The following is a 19,090-nucleotide window of genomic DNA, read 5'->3' on the forward strand; positions in this document are numbered from 1 at the left end:
TAATTTTATTTTAAATAAATGTTGCTATACCATTTTTGAAAACAATAAAAAGCCCATACTCTAAACGTATTATCGCGTTTACTGTCTAAATGATTTTTTACTAAAGGTATTATCTTATTTAGGTTAAAGATACCTTGAGCTGTTAAATATTGAGGTTCAATATAGAATTCCAGCTCTTTTCTCAAACTGGATTTAAGCCAGTTACCTACTGGAGAGCCAAACCCCATTTTACTTTTCTCTAGAAATTCCTCCGGAAATTGATCTTTGAAGGCCTCTTTTAAGATGTACTTTTTGTTCCACCCATTCATCAGGTACTTTTCAGGAAGGGTATTTGTATAATCCCAAATTTTCTTATTCAAGAACGGTGCTCTACACTCCAAAGAGTTTTGCATACTTGTTCTGTCTACTTTAGCAAGCATTCCGCCTTCTAAACTTAAAATTTTATCCACATGCCTAAAATCCGTGAGCGATTCAACTTTACTATTGTACAGTTTTTCTTTGTAGTCTCCGAACAAGTGGTCTTCATAAACATTAGGATTTAATATTTCGGCCAACTCGTCTTCCGTATTCGCCAAAGAAATAATATCCCAATAGGAATTACCCTTATAATCAACTGCTCTTAGCATTTTTCTTATCTTGAATCTTCTACCTCTGTTGTCATCTTTGGTAGCAAGAAGAAATTTTGAAGACTTCAATAATACATTATGAATGGGTTTAGGTACAAAATTGGTATATCTGCTATTCATCTTACCAACATAGTATTTGTTATACCCCCCAAAAACCTCGTCGCCGCCGTCTCCAGTTAAAGCAACCTTAACATAATCTTTTGTTTTTTTAGATACAAAATAGGTGGGAAGGGCAGCGGTATCAGAAAAAGGCTCGTCAAAATTTAAAAGTATTTCATGTATGTTGTCTTTTAAATCATTCTCTCCAATTTTAAACTCATGGTGATTACTATTGATCATTTTAGCCACCAACTGGGATTTATCGGTCTCATCTTTCTTGGCTTCAGAAAAGCCTATGGAGAATGTTTCAATTTTTTTGCCAGTGGATTGTGATAAACACAGTGACACTACTGAAGAGTCTACACCACCAGATAAAAATGTTCCCAAAGGGACATCGGCAATAGACCTACTTTCTACGCTTTCGTACACTAAATCCTTGATTTTTTTCTTAGCTTCATCAAAAGGCACCGATTGCTCTTTAGGTTTTATTTCTTGGGCTATCTGCTTTATACTTATTTCATGGTTTGCTAAATTATATTCAATATAATGATTTGCTTCAAGTTTCAAGATATTGTCATAAATACTATAAGGAGCTGGCACATAAGTGAGTCTTAAAAATAAATTAAGTCCTTTTTTCGAAATTTCTGGTTTAACAGGTAATACATTAATAATGGATTTTAACTCTGATGCCCAAATAAATTGCTTGTTATTATTTGTGTAGTAGAGTGGTTTTTCTCCAAAAAAGTCTCTCGCAATAAACACCTTATTGATGTTCTTATCAAAAATACTAAAGCCATACATACCGTCGAGCCATTTAAAGGATTCTACGCCATATTTTTCATAGAGCTTTAAAATCACTTCTGTATCGCTGGTAGTTTTGAATTTTACCCCAGCTGCCTCAAGGTCTGCTTTAAGGCTCCTATAATTATAAATTTCACCATTAAAAACAATAACAATTTTTTTGTCGTTTGAATAAATTGGCTGCTTACCAGAGGATAAATCTATGATGGAAAGTCTTCTCATTGCCATTCCCACACCATAATCCTTTTCTGTATTTGCCGTAAAACCGTCTTCGTCTGGTCCTCTATGAATAATTAAATTATTCATTTTGGTTAATGTTGCAGTTATTTCAGTTTCGCTACAACTTGTTTTACGTATTATTCCATTAATTCCACACATATTGATTTTTGGCTTTTAGTTTAATATGAAGTTTTTAAACTGTGAGTAAATATTGGTTAGCAAATAATCGTTTGATCTTTCTAAGCTTAGTTTACTATACCTTTCTCGTTCATTAGGATTGTTTTGCAAATAAATTAAGGCTTTTTCCAACGCAACATGATCATCGTTATTTACTAAAATTCCATATTTAGCTTTATAAAACTCTTCTTTATTAATATGCACAGGTTTATTATCGTTTAATAATTCTAGAGGCCCTGATAAACAGTTACTAGAGATGGAGGGTAGTCCTATAGCCATAGCTTCTAACAAAGCATTAGGAAACCCTTCGGTAAATGATGATAGAATAAAACAATTGCTTTTTATCAAATAGTCATTTACATCCTTAACCTTACCTTTTAATTGAACTTTATCATTTAAATTTTTTGAATTTATTTCGTAGTTTAAATAATCTTCAAGCTCTCCGCCACCTAAAATAGTCACATTAAAGTCAAATTTTAAATTTTCAACCGCTCTAACTATCATAATTTGGTTTTTTCTTTTATTTAAAGTTCCAGCAGTAATGATGTTTATAGGAGATTCAGTATTCAATTCATTGGATTTTATAATTTTTTTTGGCTGTTCTATTGGATTATAAATAATTTCCATGGGTATTTTAACACCAAAATTTTCTTTTAGATCATTGTTGATGTGAACAGAGTTAGAAAACAACTTGTCACACCTGTTGTATAAAAGAGGGTAGAACACTTTAGAGATATAATGTGAGATTTTACTACTTGTATTGTCTGACGGAAAACCTCTTTCACTTATAAAAGTTTTTGGTTTTTTGTTTATTATCGAAATGATGCCGGTTAATAAATTTGGAAACGCTAGAAACGATACAGCATAATCTATCTTCTTTCTTTTAATGGTTTTGTTATAACTTCTTATAAACCTAAAAACATTAAAAACCTTTTCATAAAAGGGAATATTGTGATTCTTTTCACTTAGAATAACAATATCAACTTCTTGAGGTACAGGAAAATGTATTTCGTTGTAAAATAAGATTAAAGTAACGTTAAAATCTTTTACCAATTTCTTAAGCAAAAGACTTATTACTTTTTCAGCTCCACCACTGGTAAGGCTAGTATTAATTATGCTAAGGTTTGGTTTTTGCATTTTATAAGTAGGGGTATTTATTTTTTTATAAATGAGTTTAGTAGTTTATTTTATAGAAAAACCTGAACCATTTTTATTTATCCACTGTTTTAGAACTAAAATTTTCCAAATTATGGTATAATTGTTAGAAGTTCCGTCCATATGATTGTTAATTGTTTTTGTAACTTCTCCGGCATTAATGCCTGGAATTAATTTCAGACTTTTTTCGTTCAATTCATCTAGAATAAATTCTTTTAAGTCATTTTTAAACCATTCCTTAAAAGGCATGGTGAAACCAGCTTTAGGTCTATCAAAAATTTCTTTGGGGACATGTTTATAAAGCACGTCTTTTAAAATTCTTTTTTGATTATTTTTTTGAAATTTAAAGTTCGTGGGCAACGACCTAGCAAAATCTACAATGGTGTAGTCCATTAAAGGTGCTCTCGCTTCTAATGAATAAGCCATAGTCGCTCTATCAACTTTTGTGTTTATATCCATGTTTAAATAGGTTTTGATGTCAAAATCTGATACCCGCTCATAAATATTTTTATTATTATGAAAAAGGTATTTTAACTCATCAAAAGCATAATTATCATCAAAAGAATTTTCATATAAATTAGAATCAGGGTGATATAATATACTTAAATATGCATCAGATGCACTTTTATTTTTAATTACATCAGCAATCATTTTAAATTTATAATAAGGCAAACTATTTAAAAAAGTTGCACCAAACAGTCTTAGAGCCTTAGGTGCTTTGTATATGTTATTGATATATTTTACCCAGTTGTACCTATGATAGCCTATAAAGCTTTCATCTCCTCCGTCTCCTGATAAAGCAACAGTTACATGTTGTTTAGTATATTTAGATAATAACATTGAAGGGATTGCTGATGGGTCTGCAAATGGTTCATCGTAATAATGACTAAAGTTCTCTATTAAATCTATACCTTCATTATAATTGCATTCAATAACGTGATGATTAGTTTTAATATGATCCGCAACTTGTTTTGCATATATGCTTTCATCAAATCCTTTTTCGTTAAATTTTACTGAAAACGTATTTATTTTTTCATTAGTAGTTTTAGTTGCCAATGCTGCTATCAGTGATGAATCTATCCCTCCCGATAAAAAGACTCCAACGGGTACATCAGCAAACAATCTTCTTTTTACAGCTTTAGTGGCTAATTCTTCAAGCTCTTCAATAGCTTGATTGTAAGAGCCTTGAAACTTATTTACGTTTTTGTAATCGATGTCCCAATATTGATTACTAACAAAACTTCCTGATTTTAAATTGAATGTAAAATAATGACCGGCTTTTAATTTCTTAACTTCATTGAATATAGAATCTGTATCTGGTACGTAATCCCAAGATAAATACTTGTGTATCGCTTTACTTGAAACCGATAGTTCTTTATGATATAATTGAATTGATGAAACTTGACTTGCAAATTCAAATCTTTTTTCATCATGAAAATAGTAAAATGGCTTTTGACCTAATCTGTCACGGGCTCCAAAAAAAATTTGTTTTTTCATATCGTAAATAACAAATGCAAACATACCATTAAGTTTATTTACGCATTTTTCTCCATATTCCAAATAAGCAGCACAAATTACTTCAGTGTCACTCGTAGTGTTAAATGTGTATCCTTTTTGTACTAAATCAGTTTTTAGTTCTCTAAAATTATAAATCTCGCCATTAAACACTATTTTTATATGTTCTTGGTAGCTGAGGGGTTGATTTGATCTAGGATCTAAATCGATAATAGATAATCTATTATGTCCAAAAATTATATTAGAGTCATTGTAATTGTAAGATTCGAAGCCCATTTTATCTGGGCCTCTAAATGAAGTCCTTTTTAACTTATCTTTTATTTGATTTAATTCATAACGAATAGTTGTCCCATATATACCACACATATTTTTTTGTTTTTTCTATTTAAGAATTTGTAAGAACATGTCTTCGTATTCTTGAAGTATTTTTTCTTTGTTAAATTTTTTATAAACTGATTTTCTGATTAACTCAGGATTCCATTCATGTTTTTTATTTAGATACTCTATGTATTCTTTTTCGTTTTTTACTAGAAAACCATTTATTCCATGTTCCACAATTTCTTTGGTACCTCCAGGAACATCAAATGCAATTACAGGAATTCCTGCCACACAACTTTCCAATAGGGCATTAGGAAATCCCTCTACAAATGATCCTTGCAAAAACATATCATTTTTTGATAAAATTTGATTAACCTGTTTTGTAAATGGGATATGTACTAGTTTTTCTAAGACACCTAATTTCTTTGCTTCATTTAAAACGGCTTCTTTCTGATCTCCATCTCCAACGATTGTATAAGTAAAATTAAATTCAAGTTTTGAAAGTAATTTTATAATTCTCAAATGCCCTTTCTCTTTTGAGAGTCGCCCTACAGTAACAAACCTAATTTGAGTTTTATCTTTAGGTTCAATAGCAAGAGGTTCTATATTTGAAATAGGGTTATTGATTATTTTTATTTTAAACTTTGATATGCCATAATTGTATATCATGTCTTTCGCCATATCTTCAGATTGACAAACAATTATATCTAGCTTCTTGTAAAACTTATTATTAAATAAATGCAATAAGTTCAGTCTTCTCTTTCTGACTTTCTTATCTTGACTCAAAATTGTTGCTTCTCTGCCTATAAATTTAATCTTCCGAAAGAAGTAAGACATTAAGCCCATTGAAGCATTAACGTGTCCCATTGAACTCAGAACGATGTTTGGTCTATTTTTAAGCAAAAAGATAAAGAATAAGGGCACAGCAAATAACACTCGCTTCTTATTCAAATAAATCACCTCTATATTTTTAATGTCAAATGCTGCATCATGCTCGAAACCAGCAATTAATAGTTTTGAATTGAACTTATTTAAGTCAATGTTTTCAGCCACAAATGAAGTGATTCTTTCAGATCCTCCTGCAACTAATGACGGTAATACAAATACGATGTCAATTTTTTTTGTCACTTTAAATAATTATTAAATATGTTTTATTATTTTTTTTATATTGACTTTTCCAATAACTTTTGCAGGAACACCAGCTATTGCAGTATTTTCTTCATGAAAAGATTTATTAACAACCGCATTTGCACCAATAGCTGTGTTATTTGCTATTTTAATATTGCCATATATTTTTGCTCCAGGGCCTATGTATACATTATCCCCTAATTGTGGCGCTTCTTTTTCTCCACCAGAAGCTCCAATATTTACACAAGCATGAATTCTGCAGTTTTTTCCAATTTTAGAAGCACTATTGATAACAATTGTACCGTAATGTACAATAGATAATCCTGGCCCAAATACATTAATAGGGATAGAAAACCCAAGTTTTAATGAAATGTTTCTAAACTTATATTTCAAATAATAAAAATATAACTTATTCAAACCTTTGTTTTTACAGTTGTTATAATACTCTAGTTGCCTTAATGTTTTTTGAAAAGACCAAATAAAATCAGGAAAAAAGGTGTTTTTTAACTTAAACTTAAAACTGTTAATATCTAGTCCAAGTGCAATAGCATCAGATTTCAAATACTCTTTATATGTGGCTTTGGATAGGATCATTATAGTTAAGTTTTGGACGTTAGGCTATTTGTTATATATTTAGTTGCTTGTATATTGTTAAGTTAAAAGATCATATCTAAATTCAAACTATTTGGAGTTTGGACTGCCAGCTATTGATAATAGAACAAATGTTACTTTTTTCTGTCGCAAGTTTGATTTTTTATTTTTTAATCAAAAATTAAATTCTTTATACCATTTTCCAAGAATAAATAATTTCCAGATATTAGCGGTATGGTCTTGTTTATTTTCTAAATGGTAATTTAATTGTTCTTTAAATTTAACAATGTTTAGATTCGGGACTTTATTTAAAAATTCATCATTTAGAGTTTCAATAATTTCATCTTTTAAATCAGTTCTTATCCAATCATGCAAAGGAATAGAGAAACCTCTTTTTGGTTGATCAAAAACTGATTCTGGTATATATTCCGATAAAATATCTCTTAGGATTTTTTTACGAATCCCTTTGCGATACCTATAGTTAATTGGTAATGTTCTAGCAAGTTCAATAATTCTGTAGTCCAAAAAAGGACTTCTTATTTCCAAAGAATATGCCATGCTTGCTCTATCTACCTTGGCATTACTATCATTTTCTAGCCAAAGTTTAATGTTTAAATCGGCTGCTTTTTGAATTAAATCTTTAGACCAAGTTTTGAATCCTTGATAATGTTTCATCCAATTAAAATTTCTTTCTAGTTGTATGGAGTTAAAACCAGTAAACATTTTAATTAAAAGATCATTTTTTGAATCTGTATTTAAGGCATCAAGTGATGCTGAAGAGTTTTTACCTGCAATTTTTAGTAGTGTAGGTTGTGAAGCAAGCTTTCTTATCCATTTAGGAAAATTAAATATCCAAACAAAATTTTTCAACCAGACAAAATAATTATAACCAATAAAACTTTCATCTCCACCATCGCCAGATAAAACTACGGTTACATGTTCTTTTGCGATAGAACTAATTAGTAAGGAGGGTAATGCTGAGTTATCTGCAAACGGCTCATCATAAACTTCTATTAATTTAGGAAGTAATTTTAAAATGTCATCAGGACTACAAATGGTTGTTTTATGATTTGATTTAATGATTTCGGCATATTGTTCTGCAACTTTGCTTTCATCATATTCAGGATCTTCGAATCCAATTGAAAACGTGTTTAAAGGTTCATCTAAAGCTTCAGAAGCGATACTTGAAACTATAGCTGAGTCTATTCCTCCGGATAAAAAAGAACCAAGAGGTACGTCTGATTGTAATCTTATCTTAACAGCATCCTTTATTAATTCATGAACTTCATTTTTAGCATCTTCATAGGACTTATTGGTTTTTTTTACTTTCTTTAAATTCCAATATTCTTTAACATGAAGTGTTTTTAAATTTAGATCGATTTCCATAAAATTACCAGGAGGTAATTTCATTACATTTTTTAAAGCAGAATAAGGGCTAGGAATATATCCTGTATCTAAAAATATTGAAATGGCCTCTTTGTTTATCTTCTTACCTGTTGCCAAAGGTCTCATTTGACTACATATTTCTAAATTCCCATTTTCCCAATAATAATAGAAAGGTTTTACACCAAGTCTATCACGAACACAAAATATTTTTTGAGTATTAAAGTTATAAATACAAAAGGCAAACATGCCATTAATTTTATCAAGTAGTTCTGTTCCCCAATGTTTATAACCAATCAATAATACTTCTGTATCACTAGTTGTATTAAATTTATAACCTAGTTCTTGAAGCTCCTCTTTTATTTTTTTATAATTATAAATCTCTCCGTTATAAGTAATATAAAGATCATCATATTTCATGGGTTGATTTGACCTGGAATCCAAATCTAAAATTGACAATCGTAAATGTCCTAATTTTAAGCTATCCTTTTTTAAGACACCTAAATTATCAGGACCTCTATAGTTTATAGATTTTAGTTTTTCTGAAACTTCAGAATCGCTTATAGTTGGAATGTTTGTTAAATAAATACCGCACATTAGTCGAGTTTTTTCTTATAAGTCTTATCTAAGACCTTATTAATTCTTTCTTTATATGATAAATCAAAATTCATGTCTTCATGAGAAATATAATCCCGCAAAACTTTAGATTCATAATCTTTAAAGTTTCCAATAATTTTTGCTGGATTGCCACCTACAATTTTCCCAGAAGGTATAGATTTGGTTACCACACTCCCAGCAGCAATTACAACATTATCTTCAACATTAACACCGGGTAAAATAATTGAATTTACTCCAATAAATACATTATTACCTATTTTAACTCGTTTATATAAATACCTTCTACCTTTTTCGTCATTAATTAACCATGTAGACCCATCATGAGTAATAAATTTGCAACCAGATGTTATCGTTACTTTATTGCCAATAGTTACAAGCCACGGTTCTTTTCCAAAGTCTCTAGTGTATATTCTGCAATTCTCACCTACTTTAACACCTATGTGTCTAAGAAAATCTATATTAGGTTTAAATTTCATTATGTATAATGTCTTTATTCTACTAATTATATTTTTCATATATATTTTTTTTGATATTTATTTCATGAAACATCCATAATGTAAATATTAGTACATAGAATGTAACAAAGTAATTATGAAAAGTTAAAAGAAAAAGAAAAACTGCTATAGCTTGCATTAGTATGTGAGGAGCGGAATCAAATAACTTTAATCCACTAAATAAAAAATATAAATATATTCCAGTAAAAAGCATAAAAGGGACAATTCCAGCTTCTCCAAGTATCATAAGAAAAGAATTATGAGCCCCTTGATTATGAAGCCCGTGGCCAGATAAAGCTAAATAACCGTTTCCTAAAAAAGGTTTTTCAAGAATGTCTTCATAAAAAAGTGCCCATGTATCACTTCTGGAGTCATCATTGGCTTCAGTAACCGCCCCTTCTTCATTATTTAAAATGGAACTAAATTGTTTTAGGCGAATGGTGTTTAAACTAAAAAGTTCTCCAAATGTTATTAAGGCAACAAATACTACTGCACCCGCAGCTAAAATTTTAACATTTTTAATACTTATTCTTAGAGATAAAATATTTACTAGAATCCAGATAATTATAAAGGTTCTTGAGAATGTTATTATGCCTCCAATTGTAAAAATAATTTGTGTTAGAGTTTTAAAAAATTTGTTATTAAGACTGTAAGTAAAAGCATATCCAATTATTGCTATAAATCCAGCTGCATTGGGATTCATATAAAACCCACTATATCTTCCATAATTATCTGGGAAAAACAGTGCGTGTATTATAATGCTTATTGTTCCTAATAATAAAAAAATAAGTAGTTCAAATTTGTTTGTATCTTCAACAAGCCTAGAGCCACCTATTATGAAAATAATGTATTTAATAAGATCAAAAAAATAATATTTTATTTCAACTGGTCCATACTCATAATTTATACCAGAAATAATGTAGTAACTTATTCCCAACAACAGCATTATTTTATTTGTACTACCACCTTCTTTTCTCAAAATAGGATATAATGCTAAAAGTGCATAAACTAAATAACTTGCAGCACCTCCTAGGCCTTCACTTACCCAAAACAACGAGACTGTTGGTAAATTTAGTATTATTAAAGCTAATATTGTATATTTTAATATTTTCAATTCAAATATTTTTTTCTCTAATTATTAGAAGTTTATTGAAAAATTTGATCTATTAATTTTTACTTTTTCAATGTTTAACTTTTCGCTTAGTTTAATGGGGTTTTTGTTAAAAATTATTTTTTATTTCTTTGTTAACAATAAATTTTACTAACTGGTTATCTAACATAATTTGATCATTAACATCTATTGAGACTCCCATTTGTATTATGTTCAATTAAATCTGACAGGCCATGAGGAGAATTTATTAAAACACGAGGTGTTCCGAAATATAATGCTTTTTTTTTGCTAAGGCATAAGGGAATCCTTTAGGTTTAGACGTAAATACAAATATACATGCATTATTATAGTATTCATTTACATTCAAAGTATTTTTCATGATAATTTAATTTGTACATAATTTAGCAAAACGATACTGTTTATGTGTGAAATAAACATAGAAAATAAAACTAAATAGATGGATGATTATAGTGGCGATCAACAAACCATAAATTTCAAATTTTTCTATTAAAATAGAGTTAAGTATAATATTAGCCAATAAACTAAAAAATGATACCCAAGCCATAAACTTGTTTTTGTTAATACTTGTCAAAAACCTTACTAGTATTAATGTACAAAGTAGAAAAGGAATATAGATGAACGATAATTTTTGTAAGTCGGAAACAATTAAAACGTCATCAGAATCAAATTGATTTCTTTCGAATAGGATTGAAATAATATCATTTGAAAAAATGATTATAATTATTGAGATAATAAAGGAAGTAAAAAACACAAGTTTCAATATTTTAAATAATTGATTATATGCATCAAGTAAGTTAGTACTTATTAATCGAGAAAAATAGGGTAGTAATACATTGCCCATAGCCATAATGACAATTGAAACAATAAGAGATGGTACCTTTATGCCATAATTTATAGCAGCAATAGAGCCAATTGCTAATTGAGCAGCAAAAAATTGATCTACAAAATCATTCATAGAGCTAAGCAAACCTGATGACACCTTTGGAGGTAATTGCTTAAGCATCATTAAAGAATTAGCATTAAGTTTAGGTTTTTTTAAACAAATCAAATTGTTTTTTAATGAAATAATAATCGTATATATCAATGCCACTATTGCCCCAATTAGCATGCTTATGGCAAGTACCATATCACCTAAAGCATCTCTAAAAAAAAACAAACACAAAATCACGCAAATTGGGCTAAAAATACCGGAGATTGTCGATAAAAAATACTTGTTTTCAATTTCCAGTAAGCCGCTTAAAATAGAATTTATGCCCCATAGAAATAAACATGGTAAAAGATAAAATAATTGATTTGTTATTAAATCATAATATTCGGGTGTATGACCAGGGAATAATTTGATTAAAATAAAATCACTCGACAAATAAATTATAATAAAGAAAAAAAAAGATATCGATAGGGTTATTATATAAATAACAGATTGAAATTGGCTAGTATTTCCGCCATTATTTTGCTCAATTATGTAGTTGGGTATAAATATATTTTTCAGTGCATTTATAAATACATTTTGAATGAAAGATGGTATTAATATTGCAATTAGAAAAGTGTCGAGTAAAACCGATAAACCAAATGTTGATGCTACTAATGTTTCTTTGTAAAAACTAAAAACTTTAATAATTAAAGTAATAACACCAACTAAAAGAATATTTCTTAGTACAGTGTTTTTTGAATAGGTTGACACAAGATTTTTTAAATCTAAAAATTTCATTTTTTTGGGGCTATTCTTTTTAATTCAATACTTTCTCAAATAAATGAGTCCATTCTAATGTTACAGGTTTTGCTTCTAATGATGCAACACTTTTAATAGCATTGCGGCTAAATTTTTCTCTTAACTTTTCGTCATTCATTAGTTTCGTTAAACGCGCTTCTAATTTTTTTTGATCATTAATAGGTATTAAATATCCGCTGTGATTATCCGTTATTAATTCCGAAGGACCAGTAGGACAATCAGTAGATACACATGGAAGCCCAAAGTGCATGGCTTCTATTAAAGCATTAGGAGAACCTTCAAATAGGGATGTAAATGCAAAAATCTTAGATTTATTATAAAATTGAGCGATATCTTTGGTTTGACCTAATAAAGTAATTTTATTATCTAAATTTAATGATTTTATTAGCTCTTCATAAGTTTTTTGATTTTCACCTTTTCCAATTATTATTAATTTCCAATTGGCGCTATCTATGTTAGCAAAAGCTTTAATTAATACACCTTGAGCTTTCTGGTTGGTTAAGCTACCAACATTTAAAATGATATTTTCTTTTTTATAATTGATATCTCGTTCATTAGTTAGTTCCGGAGCTATAGGGTTTTTTAAAATGACTATTTTGTTTTTATTAATGATGGGTTCAAATTGTTTTTTCATTTCATCAGTTTGAACAACTAAAAATTCGGCTTTTTTGTATAATAATTTTCTTAAAACGCGCCATTGAAGTGGAGTGTTTGATTTGTTTGTATAATTACGTTCACTAATTATGCATGGAATATTATTTTTTCTAGAAGCCAAAATAGCCAAAATGTTTGCACTAGTAATAAAGCCTATAAATAAATTAATTTTTTCTTTTTTTAAATAGTTGGATATTGTTTTATAAAGAGCATAATTTAATTTTATTCCTTGCAAAATGCTGTTACTTGCTTGATGTTGCTCTCTACAGTAAAATAACTTTACATTACCATTAAGTTTATAGAAGGGTTCGTTTTTTGCTAAGCATATAATATGTACTTCATATTTTACCACAAGTTGATTAGAAAGATTTGTGATAACACGCTCTGAACCACCAGCTTTTAAAGCTCCTATAATAAAAGAAATTTTCTTTTTATTCATAATTTAATGATTGAAATAAAAATTTAATGGGTAGATTTTTTGAATCAAAAAAATAGAGATGTTTATTATTACTTCTTTAATTTAACTTTTTCTTCATCTCAAATTGTAAATTAAGAAAGTCTATTTTCTTAAAAAATCTTCTTCAGGTGGACTGACTATTTTATCTAGATTAATTTTCTCCCATTTTGGTTTTTGACCTAGTCTGGCATTCCAATATTTATTAAATGAAAAATCATCATTTGTTTTAACATCTAGAGAATTCCCATACACTTTAGCAACTTCAACACTATCATATTTCATTATTTTTAGTAATGTCGGAAAAATGTTATAATGACTGGATTTGTTTTTATTATCATTTAATGTTTTTTTCCAATTCAAAGTGTTTAAGTTATTACCCTGAATTACTACAAGCGGTACTAACCCCTCCTCAATTGTAGGGTTTGCGCTGCAATGGGTATTTACACCAGGGTTTTTTCTTTCATGAAGATCCTGCCCATGATCTGAAGTATAAATAACTACAGAATTATTTAGGTTAGCATTTTTTATAATTTTCGAAAAAAATTCTCCAACATTCCACTCTACAGTATTCCTGTAAGAATTTCGATATCGAATCCATTCTTCAGGAGTTCCATTAAAGCCTGTTCTTAACCCAGTATCGCTAACATCTAACCAATTACCTCTTGGTAACGCAGGTTTATACTTAAGAAATTCATCGGGATATTTATCATGAATAGGAAAATGTAAGCCCATTTTATTAACAAAAACGAATTCATCAGTATTATTATTTATCAAGTCTATCAATACATTCGCAGCTTCTTGATCTCTATTTTGGACACTAACATTGTCAAATTGAATAAATTTGTCAATATTTTTTAATTCACGATCAGTCATGCCATTTTGTAATTCGCCCTCTGTTCGTTGTGCATCAATATAAACTGTTTTTAAACCTGCATTTTGAGCATATTGCCATATGGAGGGTTTGGAATATATTATTTTTTTATAGCCTCCTCTTGTACCTCCATATCGAAGTGTAATATTGGATGAGTAACTACAATTAGCTATAGAAACAGCATAACCATAGTTAACGATATCTATATTTGGATAAGTTTCTTTCAAGGATGTATTGACTCCTTTAGTGTTATTTATATCTAAATAATTGGCAACAACACTTTCATCCAATATAAAAATAATATCATGCCCAATCTCAGTATTTATTCTTTCAATACTAATGTCTTCTCTTGTTCCGAAATCATCTTGAGATAGTTCATATAGCACAAGTGATGAATAGGATAGAGGCGTATAAAAAGAGGGGAGACCTAAAGCTCCACTACCACCTTTGTAAAAAATTAAAAAAGTGAATAATAAAAATGAAAATACAGGAATTGCTTTTAAATATAAGCTATTTACAATCCACTTTTTTGGCTTTAAAATTATTCCTATGAGTAATAATAATGCATATCCAGCTGATATTAAATAAGACTTAGCATACTGTTGTAATGCTTCTCCAGCAGAACCAGCTGCATCAATCATGTTGATGTATGCGTTATAATCAAAAGGCTCCAACATAATTCTCTGATATGAATCGAAAGAAACTACACAAATGAAGAAAATAACACCAATAATAATGCGCACAAAACTATTTTTAATGTGGGCTATTATAAGAACACTTAAAACTAATAAAAGGAAAAAGAAACAGTATATAGCTACAGAAGCTGATAAGCCAAAATAGTTAAGACGATCTAAATAAACATCAAAATCCTTAACAAAATAAGCCAAAATCAAGATATTTTTAATAGGTAGTTTCATAAATGATTATATAAGTTTTGGGATATATATTATTAAGGTGATTAAAAGAGCTCCTAATGATGATATAGCCACTGCACCTGCTGCAATATCTTTAATAAAACCTATACGAACTTCAAAATCATCATGTACAAAATCGCATATCTTTTCTAGGCCAGTGTTTAAAGCTTCAATACTCATTACTAATACAATTGCAAAAATTTGAATAATCCATTCTAAAGATGTGATTTCAAAATAAAAACCTGCGATTGTTAATAAAATAGCTATTGAAAATTGAACTTGAATACTAGACTCTGTTTTTAGCAATAAAAACATACCCTTAATTGCATATCCAATGCTTTTATATCTATGTATGATGAAAGGTTCGTTTTTATTATTCATTGGTTATGGTAATTAATTTCTAGAGAACTAAAATAATTTTTTTCAAGGTGTTTTTATAAACAATTCTGTTAAGTTCTAATATTTACGATAAACCCCTGTATTTTAGTGATTTAGTTTGTTTTTTTTGTGTTTCAAATCCGAATTTCACTGAAATTTATTTATTAAGATCAATGCCAGTGTCTTTGTATATTAATTTTGATAATTCTTCCATTCCTGTTTTGTTTAAATGGTCTTCATTTTCAAAATATGTAGCGCTATTCAAACTTAGCGAATAATCTAAATTTTGGTCAAGATTTAACTCATTTATAAAAAGGTTTACCTTATCTAAATCTTCTTTATTACATTGTTTCAAATAATGCTCATTGACTGGAAATCTAACACCTATTACCTTTACATTTCTTAATTTTAAATTATTTACTAATTTTTTATAGATTTCTAAATCTTCATCCCTAGTCATTATTCCATTGTGGTCTGTTATTCCAGTACTAGAAGCAATTTTTTCTTTTTCAGAACTAGAAATATCAGTCCATTTAATGGAGGTGTTATTATCACTTTTATTACCACCATTTCTGATGATAGAATATATGTTATTAAGAAAATATCTTAAGTAATTGTCGTTTAAAAGCGGTATTTTTTCTGTTATCAGGTTAAGTTTTGATTTATTATAAATTTCCTTTGAATTATTTAATTTTAATAAATATTTATTTAAGAATGTGCTATTTGAAGAGATGCTATTGTTAAACATTTGTGGCTCAGTTGAAATAAATACATATTTTAATTCTGGATTATATTTCTTTAGTATTAAAGTTTTTATATACATTTCTTTAATTCCATCCGCACCAAAGGCTAGGTTTCCAATGTTTTCAGATAAATTTAAAAGTTTTATTGATTCAGAATGTGAATCGCCTAAGAATACTACCTTGGGTTTAGAATTTATAATAGAGTCTATCCGATTTGAATATTTACTTTCTTGCTTATAAAAAGGGCTTGTTTTGTAAACAAAAAAATTAATAGTAAAAAATACAATTAAAAATGGTGTTGCCTTTATTAAGATACTTTTCATAATTGTATGTTTTAAAATTGAAAATAGATAAATTCTTGAGCACCATTAGTTGCTCTAAAGAATATTAGTAATAATAATAAAGAACAATAAATTAGGGTCTTAACAGGAGTTCTGTAATGTCCAACTTGAAAAGAATAAGATGCATTTCTATTAGCTATCTCAAATACACTTAAATATATTAAACTAATAACTATTATGATAGGTTGTATTGATGATCCCATCTCTTTAAAATAGCTAAGCGGGTTTACTAATATAGTACTAGACGCGATTTCAGAAATATAACTTATTGCATGGGTAAATGATTCTGCTCTAAAAAATATCCAGGCAAAAGTAACAGCAATAAAGGTTATTGTAATATTGAATACTTTGACTAAACTTGCTGGTAAAATTTTTACAGTATTTAAGTTTTTACTATATGCAGTTTGAATGAAATAAAAGAGTGAGTGTAGAGCTCCCCAAATAATAAATGTCCAATTTGCACCATGCCAAAAGCCACTAACAGTAAAAGTAATTATAATATTTAATGATCTTCTTAAGCTAGAATCTACTTTACTGCCACCTAATGGGATATATACATAATCTCTAAACCAAGTTGATAAGGATATATGCCACCGTCTCCAGAAATCTTGAATGTTTTCTGCTAAATATGGCGATTTAAAGTTTTGCATTAAATCAATTCCCATCATCCTAGAAATACCAATGGCTATATCTGAATAACCTGAAAAGTCTCCATAAATCTGAAATGCAAAGAATATAACACCAATTACTAATACACTTCCTGGATAGCTATCAGAGTTTTCGAATATTTGATTGGCATAAAACGCACAATTATCTGCAATGACTATTTTTTTGAAAAGGCCCCATAGTGCTTGTTTAGCACCCTCTTTAAATTCAAAAACATCAAACTTTCTTTTCTTATTAAATTGTGGTAATAGGTGAGAGGCTCTCTCTATTGGTCCAGCAACTAATTGCGGAAAGAAAGAAACAAACGTCATAAACTGAAGTAAGTTCTTATTAGAGTTCATTTTCCCTCTATAGATATCAATGGTGTAGCTCATAGTCTGAAAGGTATAGAAACTTATTCCTACAGGTAAAACTATCTTCAATAATAATGGATTAGATTCAAATCCAAATAGGGCTATGAAATCTGTAAAAGATTCAGTGAAAAAATTATAATACTTAAAGAAGCCTAGTATTCCTAGATTGATAAATAAACTTAAAATAAGAAGTCTTTTTCTCTGAATTTTATTACTATTTTCATCAATAGCTTTTCCAATTATATAGTCACTTACTGAACTAATCAAGATTAAAGAAAGAAATCTCCAATCCCACCAGCCATAAAACACATAGCTGGAAATTAATAAGAGTGTATTTTGAAATTTTAAGTTATTATACGATTTATAGTATAGGGAAAATACAATAACAAAGAAAACGACAAACTCGAAGGAATTGAAAAGCATACCTTATCTCTTTATTGGATAGTTTATAATCTACCTGAAACTTTATCTTTAATAATGCCTTTAACATCATAGACAAGTCCATTTTCGACTAATAAATCATCAAAATTTATATCCAAGAACTCTGCATGGGATACACCTAGTATAACAGTGTCAAAAGTATCATTTGGTATTGAGTTAGTAGCTTCTAGGTTGTATTCATGCATTACCTCTTCAGAATTAACCCAGGGATCATGAATAGTTACGTCAAGGCCATACTCTTTTAAATGCTTTATTACATCTACTATTTTGGTGTTCCTAACGTCTGGACAATTTTCTTTAAACGTAATTCCAAGCATTAAGACTTTACCACCGTTAACCTTGATATCATTTTTAAGCATCATTTTTACTACTTCGCTAGCAACATATTGTCCCATGCTATCATTTACGCGTCTACCGGCTAAAATAATCTCAGGATGATAGCCAACTTCTTGGGCTTTTTGCGCTAAATAGTATGGGTCTACACCAATACAATGACCACCAACTAACCCAGGTTTAAATGGTAAAAAATTCCATTTGGTACCAGCGGCTTCCAATACAGAATGGGTGTCAATATCCATTAAATTAAATATTTTTGCCAACTCGTTAACAAAAGCAATATTGATATCTCGTTGTGAGTTTTCGATAACCTTAGCAGCTTCGGCAACTTTTATGGTAGGAGCAAGGTGTGTACCAGCTGTGATTATACTTGCGTATAAATCATTTACTTTTTTTCCAATCTCTGGAGTAGAACCCGCAGTTACCTTTAAAATCTTATCAACTGTATGTTCTTTATCACCTGGATTTATGCGTTCAGGGGAATAACCAGCAAAAAAATCAGAGTTGAATTTAAGGCCACTTACTTTTTCTAAAATAGGAACACATTCATCTTCGGTAACTCCAGGGTATACCGTGGATTCATAAATAACTATATCTCCTTTTTTAAGCACTTTCCCAACAGTTTCACTAGATTTATATAAAGGTGTTAAATCTGGTCTTTTATTTTTGTCTATTGGCGTAGGTACCGTTACAATATAATAGTTACAATCTTTTATGTCATCTATTTTAGACGAACAGTATAGCCCGTTAGATGAATCATCGCTATCTTTTAGAACCGCTTTTAAAATATTATCATCAATCTCTAAAGTAGCATCTTTTCCCTGTTGGAGTTCAGCAATTCGCTTTTCATTAATATCAAAGCCAACCACTGAATATTTTGTTGCAAATAACCGGGCTAGAGGTAACCCTACATATCCTAATCCTATAATTGCTATTTTATCCATGTTCATA

Annotated in this window: 15 protein-coding genes; all 15 read right to left on the minus strand. The window is 29.2% G+C overall.

Annotated elements, in window-relative coordinates; genetic code table 11:
• Positions 1–5 precede the first annotated feature (5 nt).
• Complete coding sequence (gene asnB, locus EYD45_RS01145) at positions 6–1,904, minus strand: asparagine synthase (glutamine-hydrolyzing) (RefSeq protein WP_130962506.1); 1,899 nt, start codon at positions 1,902–1,904, stop codon at positions 6–8.
• Between the two features lie 15 nt (positions 1,905–1,919).
• Complete coding sequence (locus EYD45_RS01150) at positions 1,920–3,059, minus strand: glycosyltransferase (RefSeq protein ID WP_130962507.1); 1,140 nt, start codon at positions 3,057–3,059, stop codon at positions 1,920–1,922.
• 45 nt (positions 3,060–3,104) lie between these two features.
• The gene (gene asnB, locus EYD45_RS01155) at positions 3,105–4,958 is read right to left on the minus strand and encodes an asparagine synthase (glutamine-hydrolyzing) (protein ID WP_130962508.1); all 1,854 of its coding nucleotides are present in this window, start codon (positions 4,956–4,958) and stop codon (positions 3,105–3,107) included.
• 15 nt (positions 4,959–4,973) lie between these two features.
• Complete coding sequence (locus tag EYD45_RS01160) at positions 4,974–6,038, minus strand: glycosyltransferase (protein WP_130962509.1); 1,065 nt, start codon at positions 6,036–6,038, stop codon at positions 4,974–4,976.
• Positions 6,039–6,050: 12 nt separating this feature from the next.
• The gene (locus EYD45_RS01165; protein WP_130962510.1) at positions 6,051–6,632 is read right to left on the minus strand and encodes a serine O-acetyltransferase; all 582 of its coding nucleotides are present in this window, start codon (positions 6,630–6,632) and stop codon (positions 6,051–6,053) included.
• A gap of 171 nt (positions 6,633–6,803) precedes the next feature.
• The gene (asnB, locus tag EYD45_RS01170; protein ID WP_130962511.1) at positions 6,804–8,609 is read right to left on the minus strand and encodes an asparagine synthase (glutamine-hydrolyzing); all 1,806 of its coding nucleotides are present in this window, start codon (positions 8,607–8,609) and stop codon (positions 6,804–6,806) included.
• Positions 8,609–9,145 (minus strand): acyltransferase, encoded by a 537-nt coding sequence (locus EYD45_RS17050; RefSeq protein ID WP_317127920.1) that lies wholly within the window; start codon positions 9,143–9,145, stop codon positions 8,609–8,611. Before EYD45_RS17050 ends, asnB (EYD45_RS01170) begins: the two co-directional genes overlap by 1 nt.
• Positions 9,129–10,238: an O-antigen ligase family protein gene (locus EYD45_RS01180; RefSeq protein ID WP_130962512.1), complete on the minus strand. Its 1,110-nt coding sequence runs from the start codon at positions 10,236–10,238 to the stop codon at positions 9,129–9,131. Before EYD45_RS01180 ends, EYD45_RS17050 begins: the two co-directional genes overlap by 17 nt.
• A gap of 382 nt (positions 10,239–10,620) precedes the next feature.
• Complete coding sequence (murJ, locus tag EYD45_RS01185; protein ID WP_130962513.1) at positions 10,621–11,964, minus strand: murein biosynthesis integral membrane protein MurJ; 1,344 nt, start codon at positions 11,962–11,964, stop codon at positions 10,621–10,623.
• Between the two features lie 19 nt (positions 11,965–11,983).
• Positions 11,984–13,078 (minus strand): glycosyltransferase family 4 protein, encoded by a 1,095-nt coding sequence (locus EYD45_RS01190; protein WP_130962514.1) that lies wholly within the window; start codon positions 13,076–13,078, stop codon positions 11,984–11,986.
• A gap of 120 nt (positions 13,079–13,198) precedes the next feature.
• Positions 13,199–14,884: a sulfatase-like hydrolase/transferase gene (locus EYD45_RS01195; RefSeq protein ID WP_130962515.1), complete on the minus strand. Its 1,686-nt coding sequence runs from the start codon at positions 14,882–14,884 to the stop codon at positions 13,199–13,201.
• A 6-nt stretch (positions 14,885–14,890) separates the two neighbouring features.
• Complete coding sequence (locus tag EYD45_RS01200; protein WP_130962516.1) at positions 14,891–15,262, minus strand: diacylglycerol kinase; 372 nt, start codon at positions 15,260–15,262, stop codon at positions 14,891–14,893.
• A gap of 154 nt (positions 15,263–15,416) precedes the next feature.
• On the minus strand, positions 15,417–16,325 hold the full coding sequence (locus tag EYD45_RS01205; RefSeq protein WP_130962517.1) for a hypothetical protein: 909 nt from the start codon (positions 16,323–16,325) through the stop codon (positions 15,417–15,419).
• Positions 16,326–16,336: 11 nt separating this feature from the next.
• Complete coding sequence (locus EYD45_RS01210; RefSeq protein ID WP_130962518.1) at positions 16,337–17,785, minus strand: MBOAT family O-acyltransferase; 1,449 nt, start codon at positions 17,783–17,785, stop codon at positions 16,337–16,339.
• Between the two features lie 23 nt (positions 17,786–17,808).
• A complete protein-coding gene (locus EYD45_RS01215) occupies positions 17,809–19,089 on the minus strand; it encodes a nucleotide sugar dehydrogenase (RefSeq protein WP_130962519.1) in 1,281 nt (426 codons plus the stop codon).
• Between the last annotated feature and the right edge of the window lies 1 nt (position 19,090).

This window comes from Hyunsoonleella flava, from assembly GCF_004310325.1.
Taxonomy (GTDB): domain Bacteria; phylum Bacteroidota; class Bacteroidia; order Flavobacteriales; family Flavobacteriaceae; genus Jejuia; species Jejuia flava.

What these genes read in the sequence shown, in the direction of transcription:
- EYD45_RS01190 (WP_130962514.1), bottom strand. Translation starts at nt 13,078, where the DNA reads ATGAATAAAAAGAAAATTTCTTTTATTATAGGAGCTTTAAAAGCTGGT.
- EYD45_RS01210 (WP_130962518.1), bottom strand. Translation starts at nt 17,785, where the DNA reads ATGCTTTTCAATTCCTTCGAGTTTGTCGTTTTCTTTGTTATTGTATTT.
- murJ (WP_130962513.1), bottom strand. Translation starts at nt 11,964, where the DNA reads ATGAAATTTTTAGATTTAAAAAATCTTGTGTCAACCTATTCAAAAAAC.
- asnB (WP_130962511.1), bottom strand. Translation starts at nt 8,609, where the DNA reads ATGTGCGGTATTTATTTAACAAACATTCCAACTATAAGCGATTCTGAA.
- EYD45_RS01150 (WP_130962507.1), bottom strand. Translation starts at nt 3,059, where the DNA reads ATGCAAAAACCAAACCTTAGCATAATTAATACTAGCCTTACCAGTGGT.
- asnB (WP_130962506.1), bottom strand. Translation starts at nt 1,904, where the DNA reads ATGTGTGGAATTAATGGAATAATACGTAAAACAAGTTGTAGCGAAACT.
- asnB (WP_130962508.1), bottom strand. Translation starts at nt 4,958, where the DNA reads ATGTGTGGTATATATGGGACAACTATTCGTTATGAATTAAATCAAATA.
- EYD45_RS17050 (WP_317127920.1), bottom strand. Translation starts at nt 9,145, where the DNA reads ATGAAAAATATAATTAGTAGAATAAAGACATTATACATAATGAAATTT.
- EYD45_RS01165 (WP_130962510.1), bottom strand. Translation starts at nt 6,632, where the DNA reads ATGATCCTATCCAAAGCCACATATAAAGAGTATTTGAAATCTGATGCT.
- EYD45_RS01205 (WP_130962517.1), bottom strand. Translation starts at nt 16,325, where the DNA reads ATGAAAAGTATCTTAATAAAGGCAACACCATTTTTAATTGTATTTTTT.
- EYD45_RS01200 (WP_130962516.1), bottom strand. Translation starts at nt 15,262, where the DNA reads ATGAATAATAAAAACGAACCTTTCATCATACATAGATATAAAAGCATT.
- EYD45_RS01215 (WP_130962519.1), bottom strand. Translation starts at nt 19,089, where the DNA reads ATGAACATGGATAAAATAGCAATTATAGGATTAGGATATGTAGGGTTA.
- EYD45_RS01195 (WP_130962515.1), bottom strand. Translation starts at nt 14,884, where the DNA reads ATGAAACTACCTATTAAAAATATCTTGATTTTGGCTTATTTTGTTAAG.